This window comes from Bacteroidota bacterium, assembly GCA_018266835.1.
In the GTDB taxonomy this organism is placed as follows: domain Bacteria; phylum Bacteroidota; class Ignavibacteria; order Tepidaquicellales; family Tepidaquicellaceae; genus JAFDZO01.
On sequence record JAFDZP010000003.1, the window covers coordinates 170,596 to 192,048 of the forward strand.

Consider the following 21,453-nt stretch of genomic DNA (forward strand, 5'->3'; position numbering starts at 1 on the left):
AAAGTGTTTTTAATTATCTATTTTGCCCACTTCTATTCAATTGCTGTGCCATTTGTTTTTTGGCTGTAAATGTTGTAATATCAGTATAATCAAACCAGTGCGATTTGATATGTATAGTGTGAAAACTACTACAAAATGTCTAAAATATAGGTCAATACTACACTTTTTGACCTTATGTTTACAAAAAAAAATCCCTCAGTAAGTTATCTCACTGAGGGATTTAAAAATCCTCTGATAAAAAGTATTAAATGTTAAACTATTTCAACAAAGTCATTCTTTTCGTTTCAGTAAAGTTTGATGTCTTAATCTGGTAGAAGTATATTCCGCTTGCCAGACTGCTGCCGTTAAATGTATACTCATATGTTCCTGCTATCAGCTCATTATTAACTATCTCAGCGATTTCTTTTCCTGTCAAATCAAACACTTTAATGCTTACAAACTCATTCTTTGGAAGACTGAACGAAATTTTCGTAGTCGGATTAAACGGATTTGGATAGTTCTGACCAAGAGAATACTTGTCCGCTACAGCACCGCTGTTAACTATTCCTACCGATGTCAATGAATCCGCAACCCTTGTATTGCCCAAATCATTTCCGAATGAGCTCCACCATACTTTTGAGTTGACCGTAGTATTCGGCAGACTGAACGCTTTTAATTTATTATCCATTGATGCTGCAACTAAATCAATCTTGCCATCCTTATCTATATCTCCTATTCCGCAGGTTGAAATTATCCAGCTGTCGAACGGCTCAACTGCAGCCATTGTAGCTGAATCACACAAATACCCCTGTCTCGTAATCGGCATTATGTATCCCCCTTGACCTCCGTAAACTAAATCTAAATAATTATCACCATCAACATCTGCAATTACGGGTGAAGAATAAATCTGCTGGCCTGTAGGCAGCATCCATATATTCTCGAGCGTTAGAGGGTTCAGTTTATAAATTTCTCCGCTTAATGTTGCCGCAATTAACTGAGGTGTACCTGTCTTATCCAGGTCTGCAAGCACAGGCGATGACACAAACCCTGAACCCAGATTTCTTGACGTTACAAGATTTCCAAGGTTATCATAAATATAAATAGTTCCTGCAGCAGTTGTCACGATAATTCTGTAAGTGGAACTGTTTATCTTCGAAATTAATGGAGATGAATAAACAGCGCTGTCTAATGTTTTTGTAAATCTCACAGTTCCGTTTGGATTTATTACTTTTAATGTTTTATCTAATGTTCCTATTATTATTTCTTTTTGTCCATTGCCATCTAAATCAGCTGCAGCCGGTGAAGGCATAATAATTATGTTACCGAAATTGTCTTCAGTGTTCTGCACCTGTACAGGAAAGCCGCTTATTGCCGCTCCGTTAAATGAATATGCATACATCTTTCCGTCACCTGAAAGCACAACTATTTCTTTCTGACCGTCATTGTTTAAATCAACAATCATTGGCGAAGATTTAATTGCCTTTGGTGTCTGCACCGGGAAACCTGATAAGTTAGCTCCGTTCTTATCAACTGCATATAGCTTACCATCGTCTGAACCGAATGCTATTACTCTGCTTCCGTTCGGATTTAAATATACCGCTGCAGTAGAACGGATAAGTCCTCCTGTTGTCACAGGGAAACCGCTTACTTCTGTTCCGTTTGTTTTATAAGCGTGAAATTTTTTATCATATGAACCAATAAGAATTTCCAGTTTATTATCATTATCTATATCTGCTAGCTTCGGTGAAGCAAAGAAACTTCCTGCAGAATCAATTAAAATCAATTCATCCGAGTTATAAGCAAAATTCTTCAATCTCTTAGTAAATTCATTTTCATTTTTAGCATTGCCGAAGGTTATATTATCTGTAGGAACAACTCTTCTTGTCCAGACTTTTGATAAGTCGGGTGAATTGTACCAGTCAGTATTCGTGCTTCGTGAACTTAAAATATAATTATTGAAGTTCGGGAATGCTTTCCATATTGCGCTTGGCGGACCTTCAAGCGGCCATTTCCAGTTATATGGAAGTCTGTATCCTAAATCCAAAAAATATCCGAAAAGTACTGTGCCCGGGTCAACATTGTTATCAACATTCTGTGTATTTCCAAGTGTTCCGGCTAATGAAGCGATATCTACTTCTTTATTAAGCTCATTTATTAAATATGGCTGCGAGCTGTTCCTAAGATAATTCGCTGCTGTATTTGAAGTGCCGTCAGTTGTAATTGTAAGCGTAGCTGTATAGCCTTTCACAACTCCCGACTGGACTATTTCAACATTGGTAAAAGTTAGTCCGGGTCTTGGAGGTAGAGCATTATATGTATTGGGAAAAATAGGAATATTTATGTTTCCTGAAAATGGCTGATTGGTAAATCCTAACGCAGGAAGTGTAACTCCGTTTGAATCTTTAACAACTAAAGTTGCAGTTGAGTTACCCGAAAGCTTTACTAGATGTAAAAATTTATTTACGAAAGCAGAACCTCTTGCAAGAGCTTCGTAATCAAAAACTATCTGTGAGATTCTGTTTGAATTATCGTACGTAACTCTTTCTCTCATACCGACTACAAAATCGTTCACGTCCCAGTCATTCCATCCGCTTCCTTTTAAATCTTCGAATGCTGCTATGTAAGTGCTGTCAGTAGTTCTGGTAGCCGGAGGAGTATTTTCTTTTACGCCTTTACCTCTGAACGTTGTGCTTGATGTGGGAGCAATAATATTACAAACGTTTCTGTAATTTGATACTGTTGATGACACCTGTACTGTTACAGTTTTGCTTCCGGAATTACCCGATGAAAAACTTCCAATCGGCCAAGTAACAACTCCGTTACTGTGCGTTCCGCCGCCTGTAGCCGAAACAAACGTAACACCGGGACCAAGAGAATCAACTAACTGAACATTGCTTAAACTTTCCCAGTCTGAATTTGTGTATTGAATTGTATACGTGACCTGATTTCCTACACCCGGCATTGTTGCTCCTGCATTGTTTGTTACTGTGCATGTTATGTTTTTTGTACCGTTATTCAGTACCCACCCGCTCGTTACATTCCATGTAATGTACGTTCCGTAAGGAACAAATATGCTGAAGACTTCATTGTGAATTCCCGGGAGAAACGTTGTGTTTTGTCCTCTGTCAATCGGATTTGTGCCGAAATAATTCTTGTTGTTCCCGAAATTTATAACAGGAAAATTTTGTGTGGTGGCAAACGTGCTGTTGTATCCGTAAGTGATTCCATAGATACCGTTACCGTAGTTTGTAACATAATTTATTATCGGCTGAACCATCTGTGCATTTGCAAGGGTGCCTAAAAATAAAAAGGTAAGAATTAAGAGAATTTTTTTCATTTTGTTAAATAAAATATGTTTGAAATTGTTTTATTATTGTTATATATAGTCAATTCCTATGCCAATAAACTATAAGATGTTAAACTTTGTTTTAACAATATAGGTAATTTTTGGATAATTCGTTCTGATTTTTTAAGTATGCTCCATAATCGCTAAATGATTAACTAATGAAGCAGAAAAATCCCGCTACACTTTCGTATAACGGGATTTGGGGTTAAATCAACTGTGAATTTATTACTTCACTAATGTCATCTTCTTTGTTTCTGTAAAGTTTGGTGTTGTGATTCTATAGAAATACACTCCGCTTGCTAACTTGCTGCCATCGAACTGATACTCATATACTCCTGTCTTCATTTCATTATTGACTAACTGTGCTATCTCTTTTCCTGACATATCAAATACCTTTACACTTACAAATTCGTTCTTTGGCAAGCTGAATGAAATCTTTGTTGTTGGATTGAACGGATTAGGATAGTTCTGTCCCAGCAAATACTTGTCTGCTACAGCACTGCTGTTCACAATACCTACGGATGTTAATGAATCAGCTACTCTTGTATTACCCAAGTCGTTTCCGAATGAGCCCCACCATACTTTAGTATTAACAGAAGTACCTGGTAAGCTGAATGCTTTAAGCTTGTTATCCATAGAAGCTGCAACTAAATCAATCTTGCCGTCCTTATCTATATCTCCGATTGCGCTGGTAGAAATTATCCAGCTGTCGAAAGGCTCAACTGCTGCCATTGTTGTTGAATCAACTAAGTATCCTTGTCTTGTTAACGGAAGAAGAAATCCGTTTTGTCCGCCGTAGATTATATCTAAATAATTATCGCCGTCTATATCAGCTATTACCGGTGAAGAATAAATCTGCTGTCCCGTCGGTAGTTCCCACATTGTTGCAAGTGTTACTGCATTTAGTTTGGTAATCGTTCCGTCAATTGTAGCTGCAATAAGCTGAGGTGTTCCGCTCTTATCTAAGTCGGCAAGTACAGGAGAAGAGATAAATCCTGAGCCAAGATTTTTTGATGTTACAAGATTTCCAGCATTATCATAAACATAAATTGAACCTGACGCAGTTGCTACAATAATTCTATATGTAGAGCTGTTAATCTTTGCAATCAAAGGTGAAGAATATACTGCACTATCGAGTGTTTTCGTAAATCTTACGCTTCCGTCAGAATTTAAAACTTTCAAAGTCTTATCCAATGTACCAATAACAATTTCTTTTGTGCCGTTTCCGTCAAGATCAACTGCTGCCGGAGAAGGCATTATAATGATATTACCAAAATTATCTTCTGTGTTTTGAACCTGTACAGGGAAGCCGCTTAAAGCCGTTCCGTTAAATGAATACGCATACATTTTTCCGTCACCTGAAAGTACAACTATTTCTTTTTGACCGTCATTGTTTAAATCAACAATCATCGGAGAAGATTTAATTGCTTTAGGAGTTTGTACAGGGAAGCCGGGTAAATTTGCTCCGTTTTTATCAACTGCATATAGCTTACCGTCATCTGAACCGAATGCTATTACTCTGCTTCCATTCGGATTTAAATATACTGCTGCTGTTGAACGAATAAGACCTGTTGTTGTTACAGGGAAGCCGTTGACTTCTGTACCGTTTGTTTTGTAAGCATGGAATTTCTTATCATATGAACCAATCAAAATTTCAAGTTTGTTATCGTTATCTATATCAGCTAATTTTGGCGAGCTGAAGAAGCTTCCTGCTGAATCTGTTAATATCAGTTCATCTGTTGAGTATCCTATGCTTTGTAATTTATTTAAGAATGAAGTTTTACTCTTTTCACCGCTGAATGCATAGTCAGCCGGTACAACTCTTCTGTTCCAGACAAGACTTGTATCAGGAGCAACATACCAATCCGTTGCTACTGTCTTTGAGCTTAAAATATAATTGTTAAAATATGGGAATGAACGCCATATAGCGCTTGGCGGACCTTCAAGAGGCCACTTCCAGTTGTACGGAAGTCTGTATGCTAAATCTAAAAAGTAACCGTAAAGTCTTGTACCTGCATCAACATTATTATCAACGTTCTGAGTATTTCCCAATGTTCCTGCAAGTGATGCTATATCAATTTGTTTATTAATTTCATTTATCAAATAAGGTCTTGAGTTACCTCTTACATAGTTGCCTGAGTTAACTGAATTAGGGTCAGTTGTTATTGTTAAAGTTGCAGTATATCCCTTTATTATTCCGACCTGCGCTTTTTCAACATTGCTGAAAGTTCTTCCCGGTTTAGGAGGTAATGCATTGTATGTATTGGGAAATATTCTTGTGTTTACTGCGTCTGTAAAATTCTGATTTGTATAACCTAATGAAGGAAGCACAACTCCATTTGAATCTTTTACAACTAATGTTGCAGTCGAATTTCCGGGAATCTTTATAAAGTGTAAGAATTGATTTACGTAAGCAGAACCTCTTGCAAGCGCTTCGTAATCAAAAACTATCTGAGTGATCTGATTTGAATTATTAAAAGTTACTCTTTCTCTCATACCTACAACAAAATCATTCACATCCCAGTCATTCCAGCCGCTGCCTTTCAGATCTTCAAAAGCTGCGATATATGAGCTGTCAGTTGTTCTTGTCGGGTTACCTATGTTATCATCATAACCAAATGCTCTGTAATTTGCTCCGTTGAACTGACCTGAAAAATATACAACATTTCTGTAGCCAATTGCTGCCGCTTCAAGAGCTACAACCTGAATTGTCACTGTTACTGTTCCGCTTGTCTGCCCGTTCATTGAGCCGATATTCCAGGTAACAGCATTTCCTGAACTAACACCTCCGCCTGTTGCAGAAACGAACTGAGTACCTGCAGGTATTGTATCGACTAATTTTCCATTCGATAATCCTGAAGATTCATTGTTTGAATATTTAATTGTATAGGTTACCTGACCCCCAATAGGAGGCATAACCGTGCTGTTATCTGTGATTGCTGCAGTAATATTTTTGGTACCGTTTGTAGCAGTTCTGCCAGTAAGATTCCATGTTAATGATGTTCCGTATTGAACCCAAATACCCCAGACAGCAATCTGTCTGCCAATCTGGTAAGTTGTTGGCTGACCTCTATCAATAACTCCGGGAGTAAAAAAGTTTCTGACTCCTGCTCCGTTATTTACAGGAATATTTGCTATAGAGCCGGATGTATTATTGTATCCGTAAGAAATGAAATAATATCCGTTGCCGTAATTGGTCACATTTTCAATAATCGGTGACACCGATTGTGAGAATGTAATGTTGGAAATCAGCAGAAGGCAAAATAAGCTGACAATTAGTAATGGTTTTTTCATTTGGGGTAGTAAATGGTTAAATTAATTAGTCTGTATTTTCTTATCCTTATATCAATTCCTGTACCATTTATTTTGAATGGGTTTAAATATTGTTTTAACAGCATTTGATTAAAGAATTGATCAGGATTTTAGAGGAACAAAAAAGCAAACCAACTATCAGAGGTAGTAAGAGGTTACAGTAGGTGCTTGAGATTGTTCTCTTGCCGCAAATGAATGAAGCAAGAGAACATAGAAATTTTATTTTTTAAACATCTTGAAATCTTTAATAACTAAGTAAGGCGAGCCTGTACCGCTGTTAGTTTTAGCTCTCATTGTGTAATAGAAATTACAATTTTTCTTTATGGAAGGAACTGTAATGTTCACTGACTTATATGTATCAGATGCGGAAGCGTCTCTAAGTGTGTAAAGCCTTGTGCTTGTTGTATCTGTAATATATAATAATGTGTCAGCTGCATTACTTAATCCTTTATAAGAAAAAGAAATTCTTGTACTGTCTCTATCAGTAAAGTTTAAAGCCCCGGTACCAAAATTTTTTGTCTGGGTAACAAGCCCGCCCCCAAATGCACTGTAAATTGAATCGAAAGATACTGCTGTTACTTCAACTTCTCCAGTTGGATTTGATGGAGTTGTTGGATTATCATCAGATTTGCAACCCGCATAAATGAACAATGTGACTAAGAAAAGATAAATAATAATTTTCATAGAGTGTTTTTATTAATTTTATAAATAATTTGCTTCAAATTAAGTATTTTCCAAAATATTTGCTGGAAGAATAATCAAAAGTTTTCCTGAAAAAATACACAGATTTTCGTTAAATAAAGCACTGTATAGATTATAATAACAATAAAATAAACCTACTATTCTTTCCTTAAAAATAATTAATAACTGCTTTTTAGTTATCGTAAATTGATTTTATTAATTTTGTATTCAAATTTAATCAAAAAAAGTAAAAACTATAATTCAGAATATAACGTAAAATTTTTTAAAATTGATGGATTTTTGACGGGTTTTCAGAATCTCTATACTGTAAAAACAATACTTAACAATTTTAAAATTCAGCATTAAAGTTTTTCATTGATGAATTTTATTATAAAGGAACATATCAGACCCGGGATTAGAAGTTTACGCGGGGGAAATAATCATGTACATCATTCATTTCCTTTGTTTTTATGGTTTCCTCACATTCATGGGCATAATCAATTAAGTATTTTAAAGAATAATCATTCTTGTACTTCAAATATAAATTATCTTTCAAATTCAGAATCATTTTTTTTGTCAGCTCTTTATCCTTATAGGAAATGAGAGCGTTGATTATATAGTAATATTCATCGTCAACTTTTCGCCTGTTCAGAAGCATACCTAAAAGTAAATTTTTAATTCTTTCATCATTAATATATCTTGCGGCATCCAAATAATGATTAAAGAATAAATACCGGTAATTTGTTATAAGTAAATCTTTTATAAGGTCACAGGTTCCGTTTGGATCAATATTATAACGATACAATAAAATATTTTTTACGATTTTTCTTTCTGAATTATTGTATGTTATCCAATGATAGTCAGAAAAATTATAATAAAATTTTTCATACTCGGAGAAGAAATTCTCTACAAATTTTAAAGTTCTTATTGAGTCTGAGGCATCTAATTCATTAAATATTTGTGGTGTAGTTATATTGTGCTTTTCTGCAATATAGAACTTATACTTGAGCAAATTCTCATTAGCAGAATTTTCCAATCCATACAAAAGAATTGCCAGATAAGGATGTTTAATATAGGTTTCTTCTATATCGATTTTTACCAAACTATCAATCAATTTTTCAGATTCATCATTCTGATACTTAAATAAAGCTTTTACTAGATTTTTATCGCCTCGTTCTATCTTTGATGTTAAAATTTTTTCTTTAACTGTTCTCCAGAAAATTGTATCAGGATTTATACTGATTGCTTCAAATAAACAATTATTATATGAATCAGTGTTCTTACTGTAAATATACTCGTATTTTTTCCTCTCAAAATTTTTCAAAATAATCTCTGCATCAAATTCTCTTCTATACTTAGATAAAGCCACGTTCGCATAAATATTTTCTGAAGCAATATACTTTATTCGGTCATAATAGTTTTCATTAAAATTTTTATTAAAAAGAATATTCTTAAGATAATCCAATTTATTATCAGTAAAAATAATTACACTATCCAGAATATATTTTTGTAAAGAATCCAGATATACCTGGTTCGGCATTGCGTAATCAAATGCATTGGTGTATTCAAATTTTACATTATCAATAAAAAAGTCCCCTGCTTTTTGCCTGAATATTACATCGGCATACATACATTCTACCCTCGAAGTATCCTGTATATGTTCAATCAATAATGGAAAGAAATTTTTAAAACCTTTGTTTGTAAGCGCCCGGAATGAATAGCACCTTATTACAGGATTGGGGTGACGTGTTAAAGAAATAAGCAGAGTAGTATCCTGCTTGGATAATTTATCCAATGATTTTTGCGTGGGTGATTCAACACCTACAAGACCTATAAAGCTGCTGTATATTTTATTATCTTTTGCTAGTTTAAGTAAAATTTCTTTTACTTCAGGTTTTAATTTGGATTCATCAAAGTAATATTGAGACTGCGCTTTATTGAAATTAAACAATAAAATAAAAATTATTAATCCATAATAAACTTTATTCAATTTATAATTTAGGTTCACAAATTTTTTATTTTGCAGCATTATTGTCACATTTTTAAAACGTTACTTTACAAGCAGCATCTTCTTAGTCTCTGTAAAATCTCCCGCCGTTAACTTATAATAATATACTCCGCTGGATAATTTTGATGCATCAAATGAAACTGAATAACTTCCCGCTGACTGATTTGCATTTACAAGTTCATATACTTCCCTGCCCATCATATCATAAACTCTGAGAGTTACATTATTTGAAACAGGTAACTCATAATTTATTTTTGTTGATGGATTAAAAGGATTCGGGTAATTCTGCATCAGAGTAAATTTTTCGGGTACATTTTTTCCTGTTTGTGTAACACTTACTAAAGGATTATCATACTCTAGCACGAGTCCTAAATTACCGACTGTCCATGCAAGATTTCCGTCATCGTTAAAATGCACAGCATTCAGTTGATTAAAGCTTCTTCTCGGAGGCGCTGCCCATGTTGCACCGCCGTCAGTTGTCATAAATGTATATCCTCCGCCGCCGACTGCAATGCCAGTTAATGCATTCGCAAAATCCATTCCCCATATTGACTGCCCCAGATTAGCGCTGTTCACCCAGTTCACCCCTCCGTTAGTTGTGGAATACACCTTTCCTGCTGAGCCTGATGCAAAACCTGTAAGCTCATTTGCAAAACTAATTGCAAACATACCGATCATACTTCCGTCATTCACCTGCTGTGCCCAGCTCTGTCCGCTGTTTGTTGTTTTATATACTTTCCCGTTTAAACTTCCACAAACGTAACCGGTATTCTCATTAAGAAAATCCATACTCCATGTAAGAAATCCTGCTTCGGGAGCAGTTAAAGCAGTCCAGTTCGTTCCGCCGTTTGTAGTTTTCAGAACAACTCCGCCTTCACCACCAACAAATCCAGTTGTTGTATTTAAAAAATCCACTGCAAGAAGATCATTGGTTCCTGCTGATGATGTCTGCGATATCCAGTTAGTTCCTCCGTTTGTAGTCGCAAGAATTACTCCGTTATATCCGGCAATGTATGCAACGTTTGGGGTAACTGCTTTTACATTTGCTAGCTGAGTTGTAACTCCTGATGTCTGAGGTGTATATGTCACTCCTTCATTAGTAGTCTTTGCAATAAAACCTGAATTGCCTGAAATAAATCCAACCGTATTATTTGCAAATGATACTCCGTTCAGTGTACCCGAAGAAATTCGTTTGCTGATATCTGCCCAGGTAAGTCCTGCATCGGTTGATTTTAAAATTCTTCCGCTCTTACCGCCTATATAAGCAGTATTATTATCAGAAAACCTTACGCAAAAGAAGTCATCTGTAAAAGCAGTTGTTATTATATCCCAGGTCTGACCTGTATTAGTCGTTCTTAAAATTTTTCCTGATGTTCCAATAGCGAGCCCTATAGTATTATTGGAATTAAAATCTGCGCTGTATAAAATTATTGAACCCGTGTTATTTCCGTAAACAGAGTCCCATGTTGTTCCGCCGTTTGTAGTGCGTGCAATTCTTTGTCTTTCACCCATTACAAAACCTGTAGATGAATTTATAAATTTAATGAATCTGAAGTCATCGGTAGAAGGAGTGAAAATTGTGGGAAGGACTGTAAAGTTTGTTCCGCCGTTTATTGATTTTAGTATCGTATTATCGCTGGCTGAAGCAAATATTAGGTTTGCATCAACAGCATCAGTGCACCAGATAGTTTTTGAGGAAGAACTTGCACTTGATTGCGTTATCCATGTTGTACCGCCATCCGTTGTTTTTTGAATAAATCCATTAAAGCCCATCATCCAGCCTGTAGTTGCATTCGCAAAGTCGAGTCCGTATTTAGTAGTATCAATTGAAGTTGAAAGAGATACCCAGTTAAGTCCTCCGTTAGTTGATTTCAAAGGTTTATCGCTAGGTCCTCCGCCTATAGCATAACCTGTCTGAGAGTTTGCAAAGAATACTCTGCGGAAAGGTCTTTCAGGTAATGCACTCTGCACCTGCCATGTTGTCCCGCCGTCGAAAGTAAGCATCGTTTCTCCTATGCTGATTCCGTATGTAACTCCGATAATATTATTTGCGCTGAATGCATAAAAATCGTAAACGTCGTTTACCGTCGGGTACGGACTTCTCATAATCCATTGTGAGTAAGAAACTGAAAAATTTAAAGTCATTATACTAAAAATGAAAAGGGATAGTAAAAACTTTTTCATAGCAAATTTTTCTTTAAGTTAGTTCAAATTAATAATTATTGATAGAAGAGAAAAGGTTGAAGTCTTTGAACTTTACGGATAAGTTTTCGTTTTTTGATTTCATGAAATCTGATTTATTCATTGAATACCAATCTAATTCACAATTATTAAGATTGTAATAATTATTATTTATTTCCTTTTTGAAAATATTTTTTGAAATGACGGGTTTTTGACGGATTTTTAAGACCTTGGTATTGTAAAAACAATATTTGAGTTTTTAGAAATTCAGCCGGGATGTGTTTTCCAATTCGACTGTTTTGATTCAAGCAAAATTTATGAATCGAATCGAATCAAATTAAGAAATTATTTTTGAAAATAAAAGAAGATGTTCCCTATTGGCAGGTATAGGAAAAATTATTTCACAAGCAGCATTTTTTTTGTCTGAACAAAATCATCTGTCGTGATTTTATAAAAGTAAATTCCTGAGCTTAACTTTTCAGCATTGAAAGTCTCTTCATAAACTCCTGCTCCAAGTTTTTCATTAACAAGAAATTCAATTTCTTTACCTGCAGAATTATAAACCTTCAGAGAAACAAATGAAGATTTCGGCAGCTCGAATTTTATTTTTGTTGTGGGATTGAAAGGATTAGGATAATTTTGTGAAAGTATATAACTATCTGAAACGATGCTTGAAATATTCTGTACGCCAACCTGATTCAAGTCTCTTCTGTAAATGCCATTGTTTGCCGGAGCAAATACATAATTTCCGCATTTTGTAATTGCATTAAACTGAAACTGGCTCCCGGTAGGAATTCCCTGATTGATTGGATACCAAAGCTGTCCCTGATTTGTCGTAATATAAATTCCTTCGTTGCATCCAACAATCAGATTATTATTGAACTTTGCAATTGCATAAACCGGGTTATAAAAATTAGGTATTCCGTTATTGACTAAGCTCCATAAAGCGCCGTTGTTTGTTGTTCTGAATACCTGACCGTCGTATGATGTTCCGTAAATATAACCGTTATAATTCACCATCGAAAAAATTGTAGTGAATGCAGGAAAACCATAATTTACAGCAGTCCATGTCGCACCATTATTCGTAGAAGCATATACTCCAAGTCCGTTTGTCGCCGTGGAGCCGAGTATTCCTAAAAATAGAGTATTACCGTTAACACAAAAACATGAAATTGTTTTTTCGTCAAGGAAAGTGGAAGGTTTAGTCCAGTTCTGCCCGCTGTTTGATGATACATACACTCCGTCATCAGTGCCTGCAAAAATTAGATTATCTTTCGTAATAAAACAATAAACAGGTGTGCCTTCAACCATTCCGGCAGCACTGGGAAACCAGGACTTTCCGCTATCTAAACTTTTGTATACACCTACTGAGCCGGGAGGTGTACCATTTACATCAATTCCAAGAAAAACTTCATTTCCTTTAGTATACAATGATTTGGAATAATCCGGCAGCCAGGTTGAATATGGAAGTCCCTGAAATGTTATTACCCAATGTGCCCCGAAATTAGTAGAGTAGGCAATTCCCTGTTTGCCTGATATGAGAGTATTTCCAATTGAGGTCATACAATATCCGACTACAGTATCACCAGCCGAAGTTCCGGGAATAGACCACTGTGCCTTGACACTTGAAGAGATAATTGCTAAGTTTGTTAATAATAAAGCAATTATAACTAATATTTTTTTGTAAAAATGTATCATGTACTCTGCAAAATAAAGGATTTATTTGCTATCTGCAAATTAAAATTTTCTACCTCCGAAAAAACTGAACAATCTTTCGAAACTCAATTATATATAAACAATCAAAAAATATAGTGTTGAACTATTTTTTAATTAACAACGTTTTTATAGTTAAAATGTTTATTAAAGAAGTATCCACACTATGTTATTTTTTATGTATCAGAAATAAACAATCCAAAAATAGTCTTAATTTTACTATTTACTCAAATACTTAGCGGTATAGTATTTGATATACATTGAGTAACTTCAAATTATATACCAAGTAATTTGCGATTAACAACCATGAAAATAAAAAATAATAAATTAAGCAGTAAGTTTCAGTATTCATTTACAGGGGCATTACTGATTTTATTTTTAGTCTCTTTCTCAGATTCTTATCCGCAAGCCGCAGGCATGTGGTATGCGCAATCCACTAACGATACTAATTATACTTACAATTCGGTTTACTTTGCAAACGATTCCGTCGGCTGGGTCTGTGGTACACATGGAAAAATTTTCAAAACAGTTAACGGCGGCGATAGCAATCAGTGGAATGTTCAGCTTTCTAATTCTTATCAGAATTATTTACAAAAAATTGAAGGAATACAAGGTTCGCAAAATTATGTATACGCATGCGGTTATGTAAACAACAGCAATCCCCCTGCAGGAGTTATCTTACAGACAAATAACGGCGGAACAATATGGACTAACAGCACTATCAATTATATAGACTTTAAAACTCTCCACTTCATAAATGCTTTCACAGGATTTATTGTAGGCGGTAGATTTGATGATGTAAATGCCGGAAGAATTTATAAAACAACTAATGCCGGGCAGGGCGCTACAGGATTCACATTCACAACTTATACAGATAATTCAGTTTTAACACTCGGAACATTCCGGGCTATATCATTTATTAATACAAATACAGGCTGGATAACTGCAACAAATTCCTCTAACAATACAACCCTTCTGAAAACTACTAACATGGGGGTAAACTGGAACGTTACAGGGACTACTATCAACGGAATATATATCAACGATATAAAATTCATCAATGAACAAACAGGATGGGCATGTGGCGGCGGAGCAGAAGGCAACCGCGCAAAGATTTTAAAAACAACTAACGGCGGACAGAGCTGGACTATACAGACTTTCACAAACTCTAATATGTTCAAGTCAATGAGCTGGCCGACTTACTTCAGCACTTACAGAGGTTTTATCTGCGGCGAGAACGGACTTGTTTACGTATCATACGATTTAGGTGATACCTGGATTAATCAGATTACTCCTAACATAAATAACCTGAATTGCATTTACTTCCCATATGCAGATCTCGGATGGGCAGTCGGCAACAACGCCGATGTAATTTCTACATATCACGGCGGAGTGCTTGTAAATAATATTTCAACAAGAGTTCCTGACTCATATAACGTATATCAGAACTACCCGAACCCCTTCAATCCTACAACAACAATAAAGTTTGACGTAATAAAAAGCGGTAATGTAAGGCTCGAAGTCTTTGACGGAACAGGCAGAAAAATTGAAGAGCTTGTTAATGAAAATTTAGCTCCCGGAACATATACAACTTCATGGGATGCGAAGGGTCGCTCAAGCGGAATTTATTATTACCGTATTTCAGCGGGAGATTTTATAAAGACAATGAAAATGAGTTTGATTAAATAAATTAGTTAAAAGAGAGAAAAAGGAGCCCTTTAAAAGAAATTTTAAAGGGCTTTTTTGTGCCCTTTTGTTAACCCTTTAAGTATTGAAAAAACATAATGCGAAATTTACGCCCCCTAGTAAGTTTTCAGTTAAGATATTGTTTTATTAAAACCGGTGTTTTGGCATTTTTATACACCGTTTCCGGTGAGTTTTGCTCTAGTAAATAAAGCTTCTAAAATATATAAAGAATAAATTTTTTTTCAAAGTTGTTCGTCCCTATTAGTAGGGATGGTTATAATTTCAGTTACAAGTTTCAAATTACGAGTTACAAATTAATTTTAAAAATGTCGGGAAATAGCCGGATTTTTTTTCTGATAATTGTTAACTGATAATTGTTAATTGAAAAATGTCGGATTTTTTTTCTGATAATTGTTAACTGATAATTGTTAATTGAAATAAGCGTAATAATATAAACAGAATAGATTTATAAAAAAAAAATTATTCCTTATTAGTAGGTATTGGGAGAAATTTTGTAAAAATAAAACGGGGCGTTAGCCCCGTCTATATCATTTCATTTTGTTCTTTTATTTTACAAGAACCATTCGTTTAGTATCAATAAAATTGCCTGCTTCAATTCTGTAAAAATAAATTCCACTTCCCAGTTTACTTCCATCAAATGAAACAGAATAACTTCCTGCTTGTTTGAAATCACTAACTAATATAGCGACTTCTTTCCCAAGTAGATCATAGACCTTAACACTTACAAAATTATCTTTTACCAAATCGTACTGAATATTTGTTTTTGGATTGAACGGATTAGGATAATTCTGATACAAAGCGAATTTTTTTGGCATTAAACTTTCTTCTTCATTTGAACCATGGCCGGGTCTGCCTTCCGGAGGATCTATAGGTTCCCCTTCTTCAGTATCAATTCCATGTGTTTGTCTAAAATCCGATAGAACAGAACCCCAGTCAGTATTATCTACTGCCTGTACTCTGTAACGTACAGGGTATGATGTTCCGTTTGGAAATGTATTATATTGTGTGCAGCTGTATAAATTAACACTGTTATCTACAAAATTTGCATCCAAGGCATCAGGGTCGGCTAATACTGATCCTATTAATGTATATTTATTTTCAGGATAAAACTGCTGGTCATTTGGAAGAACACCTTCCCAAGGCTTATGCGATTTATATATGTTATATTTTTTATAAACTATTGCTTTTGTTTCACCGCTTCTGCGCATATCCGGTTCTGTATTTTGTCTCCATACAATTTTAGGATGACAAGTTGTGCCGTCAAAATATTCTTCTATTCCAATTATCATCGGTTTGGATGGAGGTGTCGCTGCTAAAATTGAGTTCAGTGAAGTTTGGTCGGTAGCTTTATAGATATTAAAATTTGCCGTATTGCCGCTTAATCCATTATAGTAAATGAAAATTCCCGTTCCATATCCTCCTGAACCGGTATTCGAGTTATTTGCATCATTCGTGTTAGGATTAGAGTAAGGAGAAAAAATTTCATTATAACCTAAATTCCATGCGTCAAATCTGTCTCCCCAAAGTTCTCTTGAAGTCCAATATTCCGGATAATTAGTGTATATTTTATCGGTTCCGGATAATCCTGTAGAAGAATTATTTTTCCCAACACTAAACCAGCATTCCCAACCATTTTTTCTTGCTGAAACACCGTCTGCATTGCTATAATAGTTAGAAACTTGAAAATCTGGTGTGTTATCGTTTAAAAGTGGATTTGGCAAAGATACTCTTTTTAATAATGGCAAAGCATTTACTGGATCCCAGTCTGGAAGTTGGGAACCATCAATATCCCAATTCCATAATCCGTCAGCACACTCAATATCTACATTACTTGTGTAATTCAAACTATTCATAGTATGATAAATGTAAACTCCTTTTCCATAATCTCCGGTATTCCTGAAAGGATCATTTTGAGATGTATCTCCAAGCATGTATGTATCAAACTGAGATGTTTTTCTCCTGTTTTCTATCAGGAAAAATTCATTTCCGTTTATTGGTACTCTAAGAGATAGAATATTATTACTCGAACCTCTACCCGAAACGTCTTCTATTGAATAACCACTTGTTGAAAAAGTGACATTTTGAGCGTCAATGTATCCAAGCTTATATCTTTCAAAACCGGAATAAAAAAAATCATTCATACTTATTCCTCCTCGTGAGGACATTATACCGGATGTTGAATGGTTATTTCCAAAAAAATAATGTCCCATTTCGTGAATACAGACTCCAATTACTTTATTTTTGTTTATTGCTACCCCATTATTACCTATAGCAACAAATCCTGAACCTTCAAAATTTCTGATTGCACCAATATATTTATGATTTTCTCGGATCAATTAAATATTCAGATGGTCCACCTAAAGGTACATATCCCGCAGCACCGGGTGCAGCAGAAACACGAGCAGAATCTCTTCTGAAAATTAATCCCATCATATCAATATGACCATCAGGAAAATATTCAAAATTACCATCAGTACTTCCCTGCTTCCATTGGTCAAAATCTAGCCAGTGTATTGACAGGTCGTTTTTTAGTTTTCCGTAAATTTCTTCAAGCAGTGCGTCATATCCCAAGCCGCCATTCCATGTCGGCCTGTAATCTGAATTATTGTAGTCTGTTTCTATATAGCGGGCTATACCTGTTACGTGCATTGTTCCCCTGCTTACTTCCTGGTAATAATCGGAAAGTAATTCAGTGCTTGAGCTGTACCTGTTCCAGAAATCTCCACTTATATTTTTTGTAGTTGCAAGAAGATTATTCATATAATATGGAGAACTTCCGGCTGGCCAGTCCGGTTCATAATAATTATCATTTTTGAACCTGATAAAAACTAAAATAATATTAAATGTAGCATTGGAGGGAGCAGGATTCCCGTTAGTTAGGTCAGTCCTCTGGGGTTTCAAATAGCCTCCGATAAAATTACCGTTTGAAGCCAGGGAGGTAAGTTCATCCTGTGTTCCGCAGTCATTGTCCTGAGCGCGAATTGAAGGTAAAAGAAATAAAAAAAACAAAGAAAAATAAATGAAATGAAAATTACGAAGCGTTTTCATAATTTGTTTTGTTGTAAATTAATAAAATAAGCCCTCTAAAAGTTTAAGATTTTATCTTAAATGACTTGCCGAAGTCAGAGGGCTTTTTATTTTAATATGGCTATTTTATCATTGTCATTTTTTTTGTTAAAGTTACTTTAGCAGAAGATAGTTTGTAGAAGTAAATTCCAGTTGAAAAATTATCAAGCTTCAGATTTATTTTATATTTGCCTTCTATCAGATATTTCTTTTCCGAATAAACTTCTCTTCCCATTATATCGAAAACTGAAAAACTATATACATCTTTATTCCTTATTTCAAATTCTATATTAGTCTGTCCGTTGAAAGGATTTGGATAATTCTGATATAAATTATATGATGAAGGTATCTCAGAAGAAATATTCTGTATAAACACTCCGCCATTGGCTGTAAACCCAATTTTTCCTAAGCTTGCGCATACCCATAAAGAATCTCCAAAACCATTTATATCATCAATAAAACCTCCTATTTGGTTTGTTTGTCTAATCCATGTTAATCCTCTATCTTTACTCTTAAATACTTCACCTGATGAACCTGCGCAATATCCGACTGAATCATTTATAAATTTTACGCAAAATGGCTCAATAGAATTATATACATAACTTATACTATCCCAGTTTACTCCAAAGTTTGTTGTTTTATATACCAATCTGTTCCTGGCAACAATATAACCTGTTAAATCATTTATAAAGGACATGCTTTCAAAATTTCCCGACCCATGAGATAGCGAAAAATATTCATCAATCTGCCAATTCTCTCCTCCGTTACTCGTTCTTGCTATAGTTGCTGCCCCGCTACAACCAATACCGTTTAAACTATCTTTAAAATATAAATCGTATGTAACGAGATTTAATTCTTGATTAAAAAAATTCAAACCGCCATTTGTTGTTTTTTTAATAAATCCGCCTATGAATCCTCCAGCCCAGCCTGTTTGCTCATTAATAAAGAATGTCGCCGTATAAGAATTTCCCATTCCGGAAGGTCCGTTTTCCAAAATAATCCAGTTATTCCCACCATTCGTTGTTTTTAACATTGTTTGGAAATATCCCACACAAAACAAAACATTTTCATTAACGGCATGTATTCCTAAAAGAGGCTTATCCGGAACATTGGTTACCTGTTGAACCCAGTTTACTCCCGCATTAGTTGTCTTCATAATTGTTCCTCCCGTTCCGCAGACCCATCCTGTTTTATTATTTATAAATTCCAGATCATAAAAATCTGTACCGGGAGAGTTGTATTGGTTTACCCATTGTGCATTTACTCCGCAGTAAATAAATAGTATAAAATATAAAATTATTTTTTTCATGAAGAATTAATATAGTTATAGAAGTATAATTTATTTACAATAAAAAACTACTTATCGTAAATACTCTTACCTAGTATTTAAGAAGTGATCCGGGGTATTTTAAGGTGTGCCGCTCATACTAACTTAAAACAAATTCAATAAATAATCAACTGTAATTTCAATATGTATGTAAATTATTTGTTGATTTTTCTTTTTTTTACAATTAATTATTTGCTCTCCCCCGGAAACCTCATTCCCATTTTTCGTTTCCGCAGTATTTTTGTGCTTGACTTTAAAATTCATCCTTCCTAATTTGGAAACTCAATAAACGATTTCGGTTTCCGTTGAAACATTGCCGGAATTGTTCCGTACTACAAATTTAACACCTCCTAACAACACTTTAAAATTATGATGAACAACTTACATCCTGAAGAGCTATCGAAGGATAATGAAAGAATTCTACGATACGCACAGGATAAATTCCAGAAAGAGGGCTTCTATAAAACATCCATGGATGAGCTTGCGCGCGAGCTTCAGATAAGCAAAAAAACAATCTACAAATATTATGCAAGCAAGGATAAGCTTGTAGAGCATATTGTAATGGATAAAATGATGTGCGACTCCAATAAAATAAGCGAATTCCTGAAAACCGATGACAATGTTGTAATAAAATTTGTAAAGATACTGAACCTTAACCGCGAAAGATTTTTGTGCATGAGCGAAAAATGGTTCAGAGACCTTCAGATACACACTCCACAGCTCTGGAGCGAAATGGATAAATTCAAAATCCAGATGATTGAAGAGACGATGAAGAAACTTATAGAGCAGGGCAAGAAAGAAAAGCTGATAGAAAATTATCCCGTGGAAATAATTATCACTTGCATGATCTCTACAGTGAAGGCAGTGCTTAATGCAGACTTTATGATGAACTCAAAGCTGAACGTAAAGGAATTATTCAGCTACACAATGGAGCTTCTTCTCAACGGAATACTTACCGAGAAGGGCAAAAAATTATACGAGAAAGAAAAAAATAATCTCGCCAACCAAATAGGAAAAATAAATCTAAGTCAAAATAATTATAATTAATAATATACACATAAATGAAAAAATTACTGGTAATAGTTTTTGCAATTTTAGCAATAGGAGCTATAGTTTTTACTCTGATGCAGAACAAAAAGAAGGCAGCAGAAAAGCTAAAAACTTCGAATGATTTTTCCACTAAGATTCCCGTGAATGTAATTCCTGTCTCAGAAAAGGAAATAAAAAATTCACTTAACTTAGTAGGCGTAATAAATCCTTTTAAGGAAGTAAACATTGCTACAGAAGTTCCGGGCAGAATACGTTCGGTTAACTTTAAAGAAGGCGATTTCAAAGGACAAGGCAGCGTACTTGTTACTCTTGATAACGAACTTAAAAGCATAGCAGTTGAAACAGCGGAAAATAATTATAATAAAGCTAAGCAGGACCTTGAGAGATATCAGCAGCTTGTAAAAGAAGACGCTGCAACTCAAAGCCAGCTTGAGCAGTATCTGTTTGCTTTCAATAATGCGCAGCTTGCGTTGAACACAGCTTACAGAAATGTTAAAGATACGAAGATAAACGCACCGATGGGCGGAATAATAAATACGAAAAATATTGAAGTCGGCAGCTACGTTGCTCCAGGTACTTTGATAGCAAACATGGTAGATATATCGAAGCTGAAAGTAAGAGTGAACGTACCGGAGACAGAGGTATTCAGACTGAGAGTCGGTGATAATGTAACGGTAACAACGGATATTTATCCTGATGAGACATTTGACGGAAAGATTTCTGTTATCGCTCCCAAAGGTGACGAAGCGCATACATATCCTGTAGAGATAATAATAAACAACTCGAAGAGAAGTCCTTTAAAGGCAGGTATGTTTGCAAGAATAGACTTCAGCACGATTAAAGGAAGGACAAGCATTGCAATCCCAAGAGAAGCAATAGTAGGAAGCATAAGAGATGCGCACGTTTACGTGATTGAAAACAATAAAGCAGTATTGAAGAAAATTGAAACAGGACTTGAGGGCGATAAAGATGTTGAAGTGACTTCAGGCTTGAATGTTGGTGAAATGCTTGTTATTACCGGCGGCAACAACTTAAAAGACGGCACAGAAGTATCAATTGTAAAATAATCCAGTAGAAGAACCC

12 protein-coding genes are annotated in these 21,453 nt (G+C 35.1%); 3 read left to right on the top strand and 9 right to left on the bottom strand.

The genetic code is table 11. The annotated features are described in order from the left end of the window. Positions 1 to 256: 256 nt before the first annotated feature. The 6 genes from JST55_10200 to JST55_10225 all read right to left on the bottom strand — a co-directional run bounded on the left by JST55_10200 (position 257) and on the right by JST55_10225 (position 13,205). Positions 257 to 3,316, bottom strand: a complete 3,060-nt coding sequence (locus tag JST55_10200) for an LruC domain-containing protein (protein ID MBS1493875.1) — start codon at positions 3,314 to 3,316, stop codon at positions 257 to 259. A gap of 234 nt (positions 3,317 to 3,550) precedes the next feature. Further along, positions 3,551 to 6,619, bottom strand: a complete 3,069-nt coding sequence (locus tag JST55_10205; GenBank protein MBS1493876.1) for an LruC domain-containing protein — start codon at positions 6,617 to 6,619, stop codon at positions 3,551 to 3,553. 237 nt (positions 6,620 to 6,856) lie between these two features. Next, positions 6,857 to 7,321, bottom strand: coding sequence for a hypothetical protein (locus JST55_10210; GenBank protein ID MBS1493877.1), 465 nt, complete (start codon positions 7,319 to 7,321; stop codon positions 6,857 to 6,859). Between the two features lie 412 nt (positions 7,322 to 7,733). Beyond that, positions 7,734 to 9,347: a hypothetical protein gene (locus JST55_10215; GenBank protein MBS1493878.1), complete on the bottom strand. Its 1,614-nt coding sequence runs from the start codon at positions 9,345 to 9,347 to the stop codon at positions 7,734 to 7,736. 21 nt (positions 9,348 to 9,368) lie between these two features. After that, positions 9,369 to 11,510, bottom strand: coding sequence for a T9SS type A sorting domain-containing protein (locus JST55_10220; GenBank protein MBS1493879.1), 2,142 nt, complete (start codon positions 11,508 to 11,510; stop codon positions 9,369 to 9,371). A gap of 393 nt (positions 11,511 to 11,903) precedes the next feature. After that, the gene (locus tag JST55_10225; GenBank protein ID MBS1493880.1) at positions 11,904 to 13,205 is read right to left on the bottom strand and encodes a T9SS type A sorting domain-containing protein; all 1,302 of its coding nucleotides are present in this window, start codon (positions 13,203 to 13,205) and stop codon (positions 11,904 to 11,906) included. Positions 13,206 to 13,526: 321 nt separating this feature from the next. Between JST55_10225 and JST55_10230 the strand changes: the two genes are divergently transcribed. Next, positions 13,527 to 14,909 (top strand): T9SS type A sorting domain-containing protein, encoded by a 1,383-nt coding sequence (locus tag JST55_10230; protein MBS1493881.1) that lies wholly within the window; start codon positions 13,527 to 13,529, stop codon positions 14,907 to 14,909. 563 nt (positions 14,910 to 15,472) lie between these two features. On the opposite strand, the gene JST55_10235 is transcribed toward JST55_10230, so the two are convergent. The 3 genes from JST55_10235 to JST55_10245 all read right to left on the bottom strand — a co-directional run bounded on the left by JST55_10235 (position 15,473) and on the right by JST55_10245 (position 19,302). After that, positions 15,473 to 17,137 (bottom strand): T9SS type A sorting domain-containing protein, encoded by a 1,665-nt coding sequence (locus JST55_10235; GenBank protein MBS1493882.1) that lies wholly within the window; start codon positions 17,135 to 17,137, stop codon positions 15,473 to 15,475. A gap of 106 nt (positions 17,138 to 17,243) precedes the next feature. Then, on the bottom strand, positions 17,244 to 17,975 hold the full coding sequence (locus JST55_10240; GenBank protein MBS1493883.1) for a hypothetical protein: 732 nt from the start codon (positions 17,973 to 17,975) through the stop codon (positions 17,244 to 17,246). A 100-nt stretch (positions 17,976 to 18,075) separates the two neighbouring features. Next, positions 18,076 to 19,302 (bottom strand): T9SS type A sorting domain-containing protein, encoded by a 1,227-nt coding sequence (locus JST55_10245; protein ID MBS1493884.1) that lies wholly within the window; start codon positions 19,300 to 19,302, stop codon positions 18,076 to 18,078. A 387-nt stretch (positions 19,303 to 19,689) separates the two neighbouring features. Here JST55_10245 and JST55_10250 point away from each other — a divergent pair, with 387 nt between their 5' ends. Together JST55_10250 and JST55_10255 are read left to right on the top strand one after the other, a co-directional pair. Further along, positions 19,690 to 20,367, top strand: a complete 678-nt coding sequence (locus JST55_10250) for a TetR/AcrR family transcriptional regulator (GenBank protein MBS1493885.1) — start codon at positions 19,690 to 19,692, stop codon at positions 20,365 to 20,367. 14 nt (positions 20,368 to 20,381) lie between these two features. Then, positions 20,382 to 21,437, top strand: coding sequence for an efflux RND transporter periplasmic adaptor subunit (locus JST55_10255; GenBank protein ID MBS1493886.1), 1,056 nt, complete (start codon positions 20,382 to 20,384; stop codon positions 21,435 to 21,437). Positions 21,438 to 21,453 lie beyond the last annotated feature (16 nt).

What these genes read in the sequence shown, in the direction of transcription:
- JST55_10255 (MBS1493886.1), top strand. Translation starts at nt 20,382, where the DNA reads ATGAAAAAATTACTGGTAATAGTTTTTGCAATTTTAGCAATAGGAGCT.
- JST55_10225 (MBS1493880.1), bottom strand. Translation starts at nt 13,205, where the DNA reads ATGATACATTTTTACAAAAAAATATTAGTTATAATTGCTTTATTATTA.
- JST55_10210 (MBS1493877.1), bottom strand. Translation starts at nt 7,321, where the DNA reads ATGAAAATTATTATTTATCTTTTCTTAGTCACATTGTTCATTTATGCG.
- JST55_10220 (MBS1493879.1), bottom strand. Translation starts at nt 11,510, where the DNA reads ATGAAAAAGTTTTTACTATCCCTTTTCATTTTTAGTATAATGACTTTA.
- JST55_10230 (MBS1493881.1), top strand. Translation starts at nt 13,527, where the DNA reads ATGAAAATAAAAAATAATAAATTAAGCAGTAAGTTTCAGTATTCATTT.
- JST55_10245 (MBS1493884.1), bottom strand. Translation starts at nt 19,302, where the DNA reads ATGAAAAAAATAATTTTATATTTTATACTATTTATTTACTGCGGAGTA.
- JST55_10240 (MBS1493883.1), bottom strand. Translation starts at nt 17,975, where the DNA reads ATGAAAACGCTTCGTAATTTTCATTTCATTTATTTTTCTTTGTTTTTT.
- JST55_10200 (MBS1493875.1), bottom strand. Translation starts at nt 3,316, where the DNA reads ATGAAAAAAATTCTCTTAATTCTTACCTTTTTATTTTTAGGCACCCTT.
- JST55_10215 (MBS1493878.1), bottom strand. Translation starts at nt 9,347, where the DNA reads ATGCTGCAAAATAAAAAATTTGTGAACCTAAATTATAAATTGAATAAA.
- JST55_10235 (MBS1493882.1), bottom strand. Translation starts at nt 17,137, where the DNA reads ATGGGACATTATTTTTTTGGAAATAACCATTCAACATCCGGTATAATG.
- JST55_10205 (MBS1493876.1), bottom strand. Translation starts at nt 6,619, where the DNA reads ATGAAAAAACCATTACTAATTGTCAGCTTATTTTGCCTTCTGCTGATT.
- JST55_10250 (MBS1493885.1), top strand. Translation starts at nt 19,690, where the DNA reads ATGATGAACAACTTACATCCTGAAGAGCTATCGAAGGATAATGAAAGA.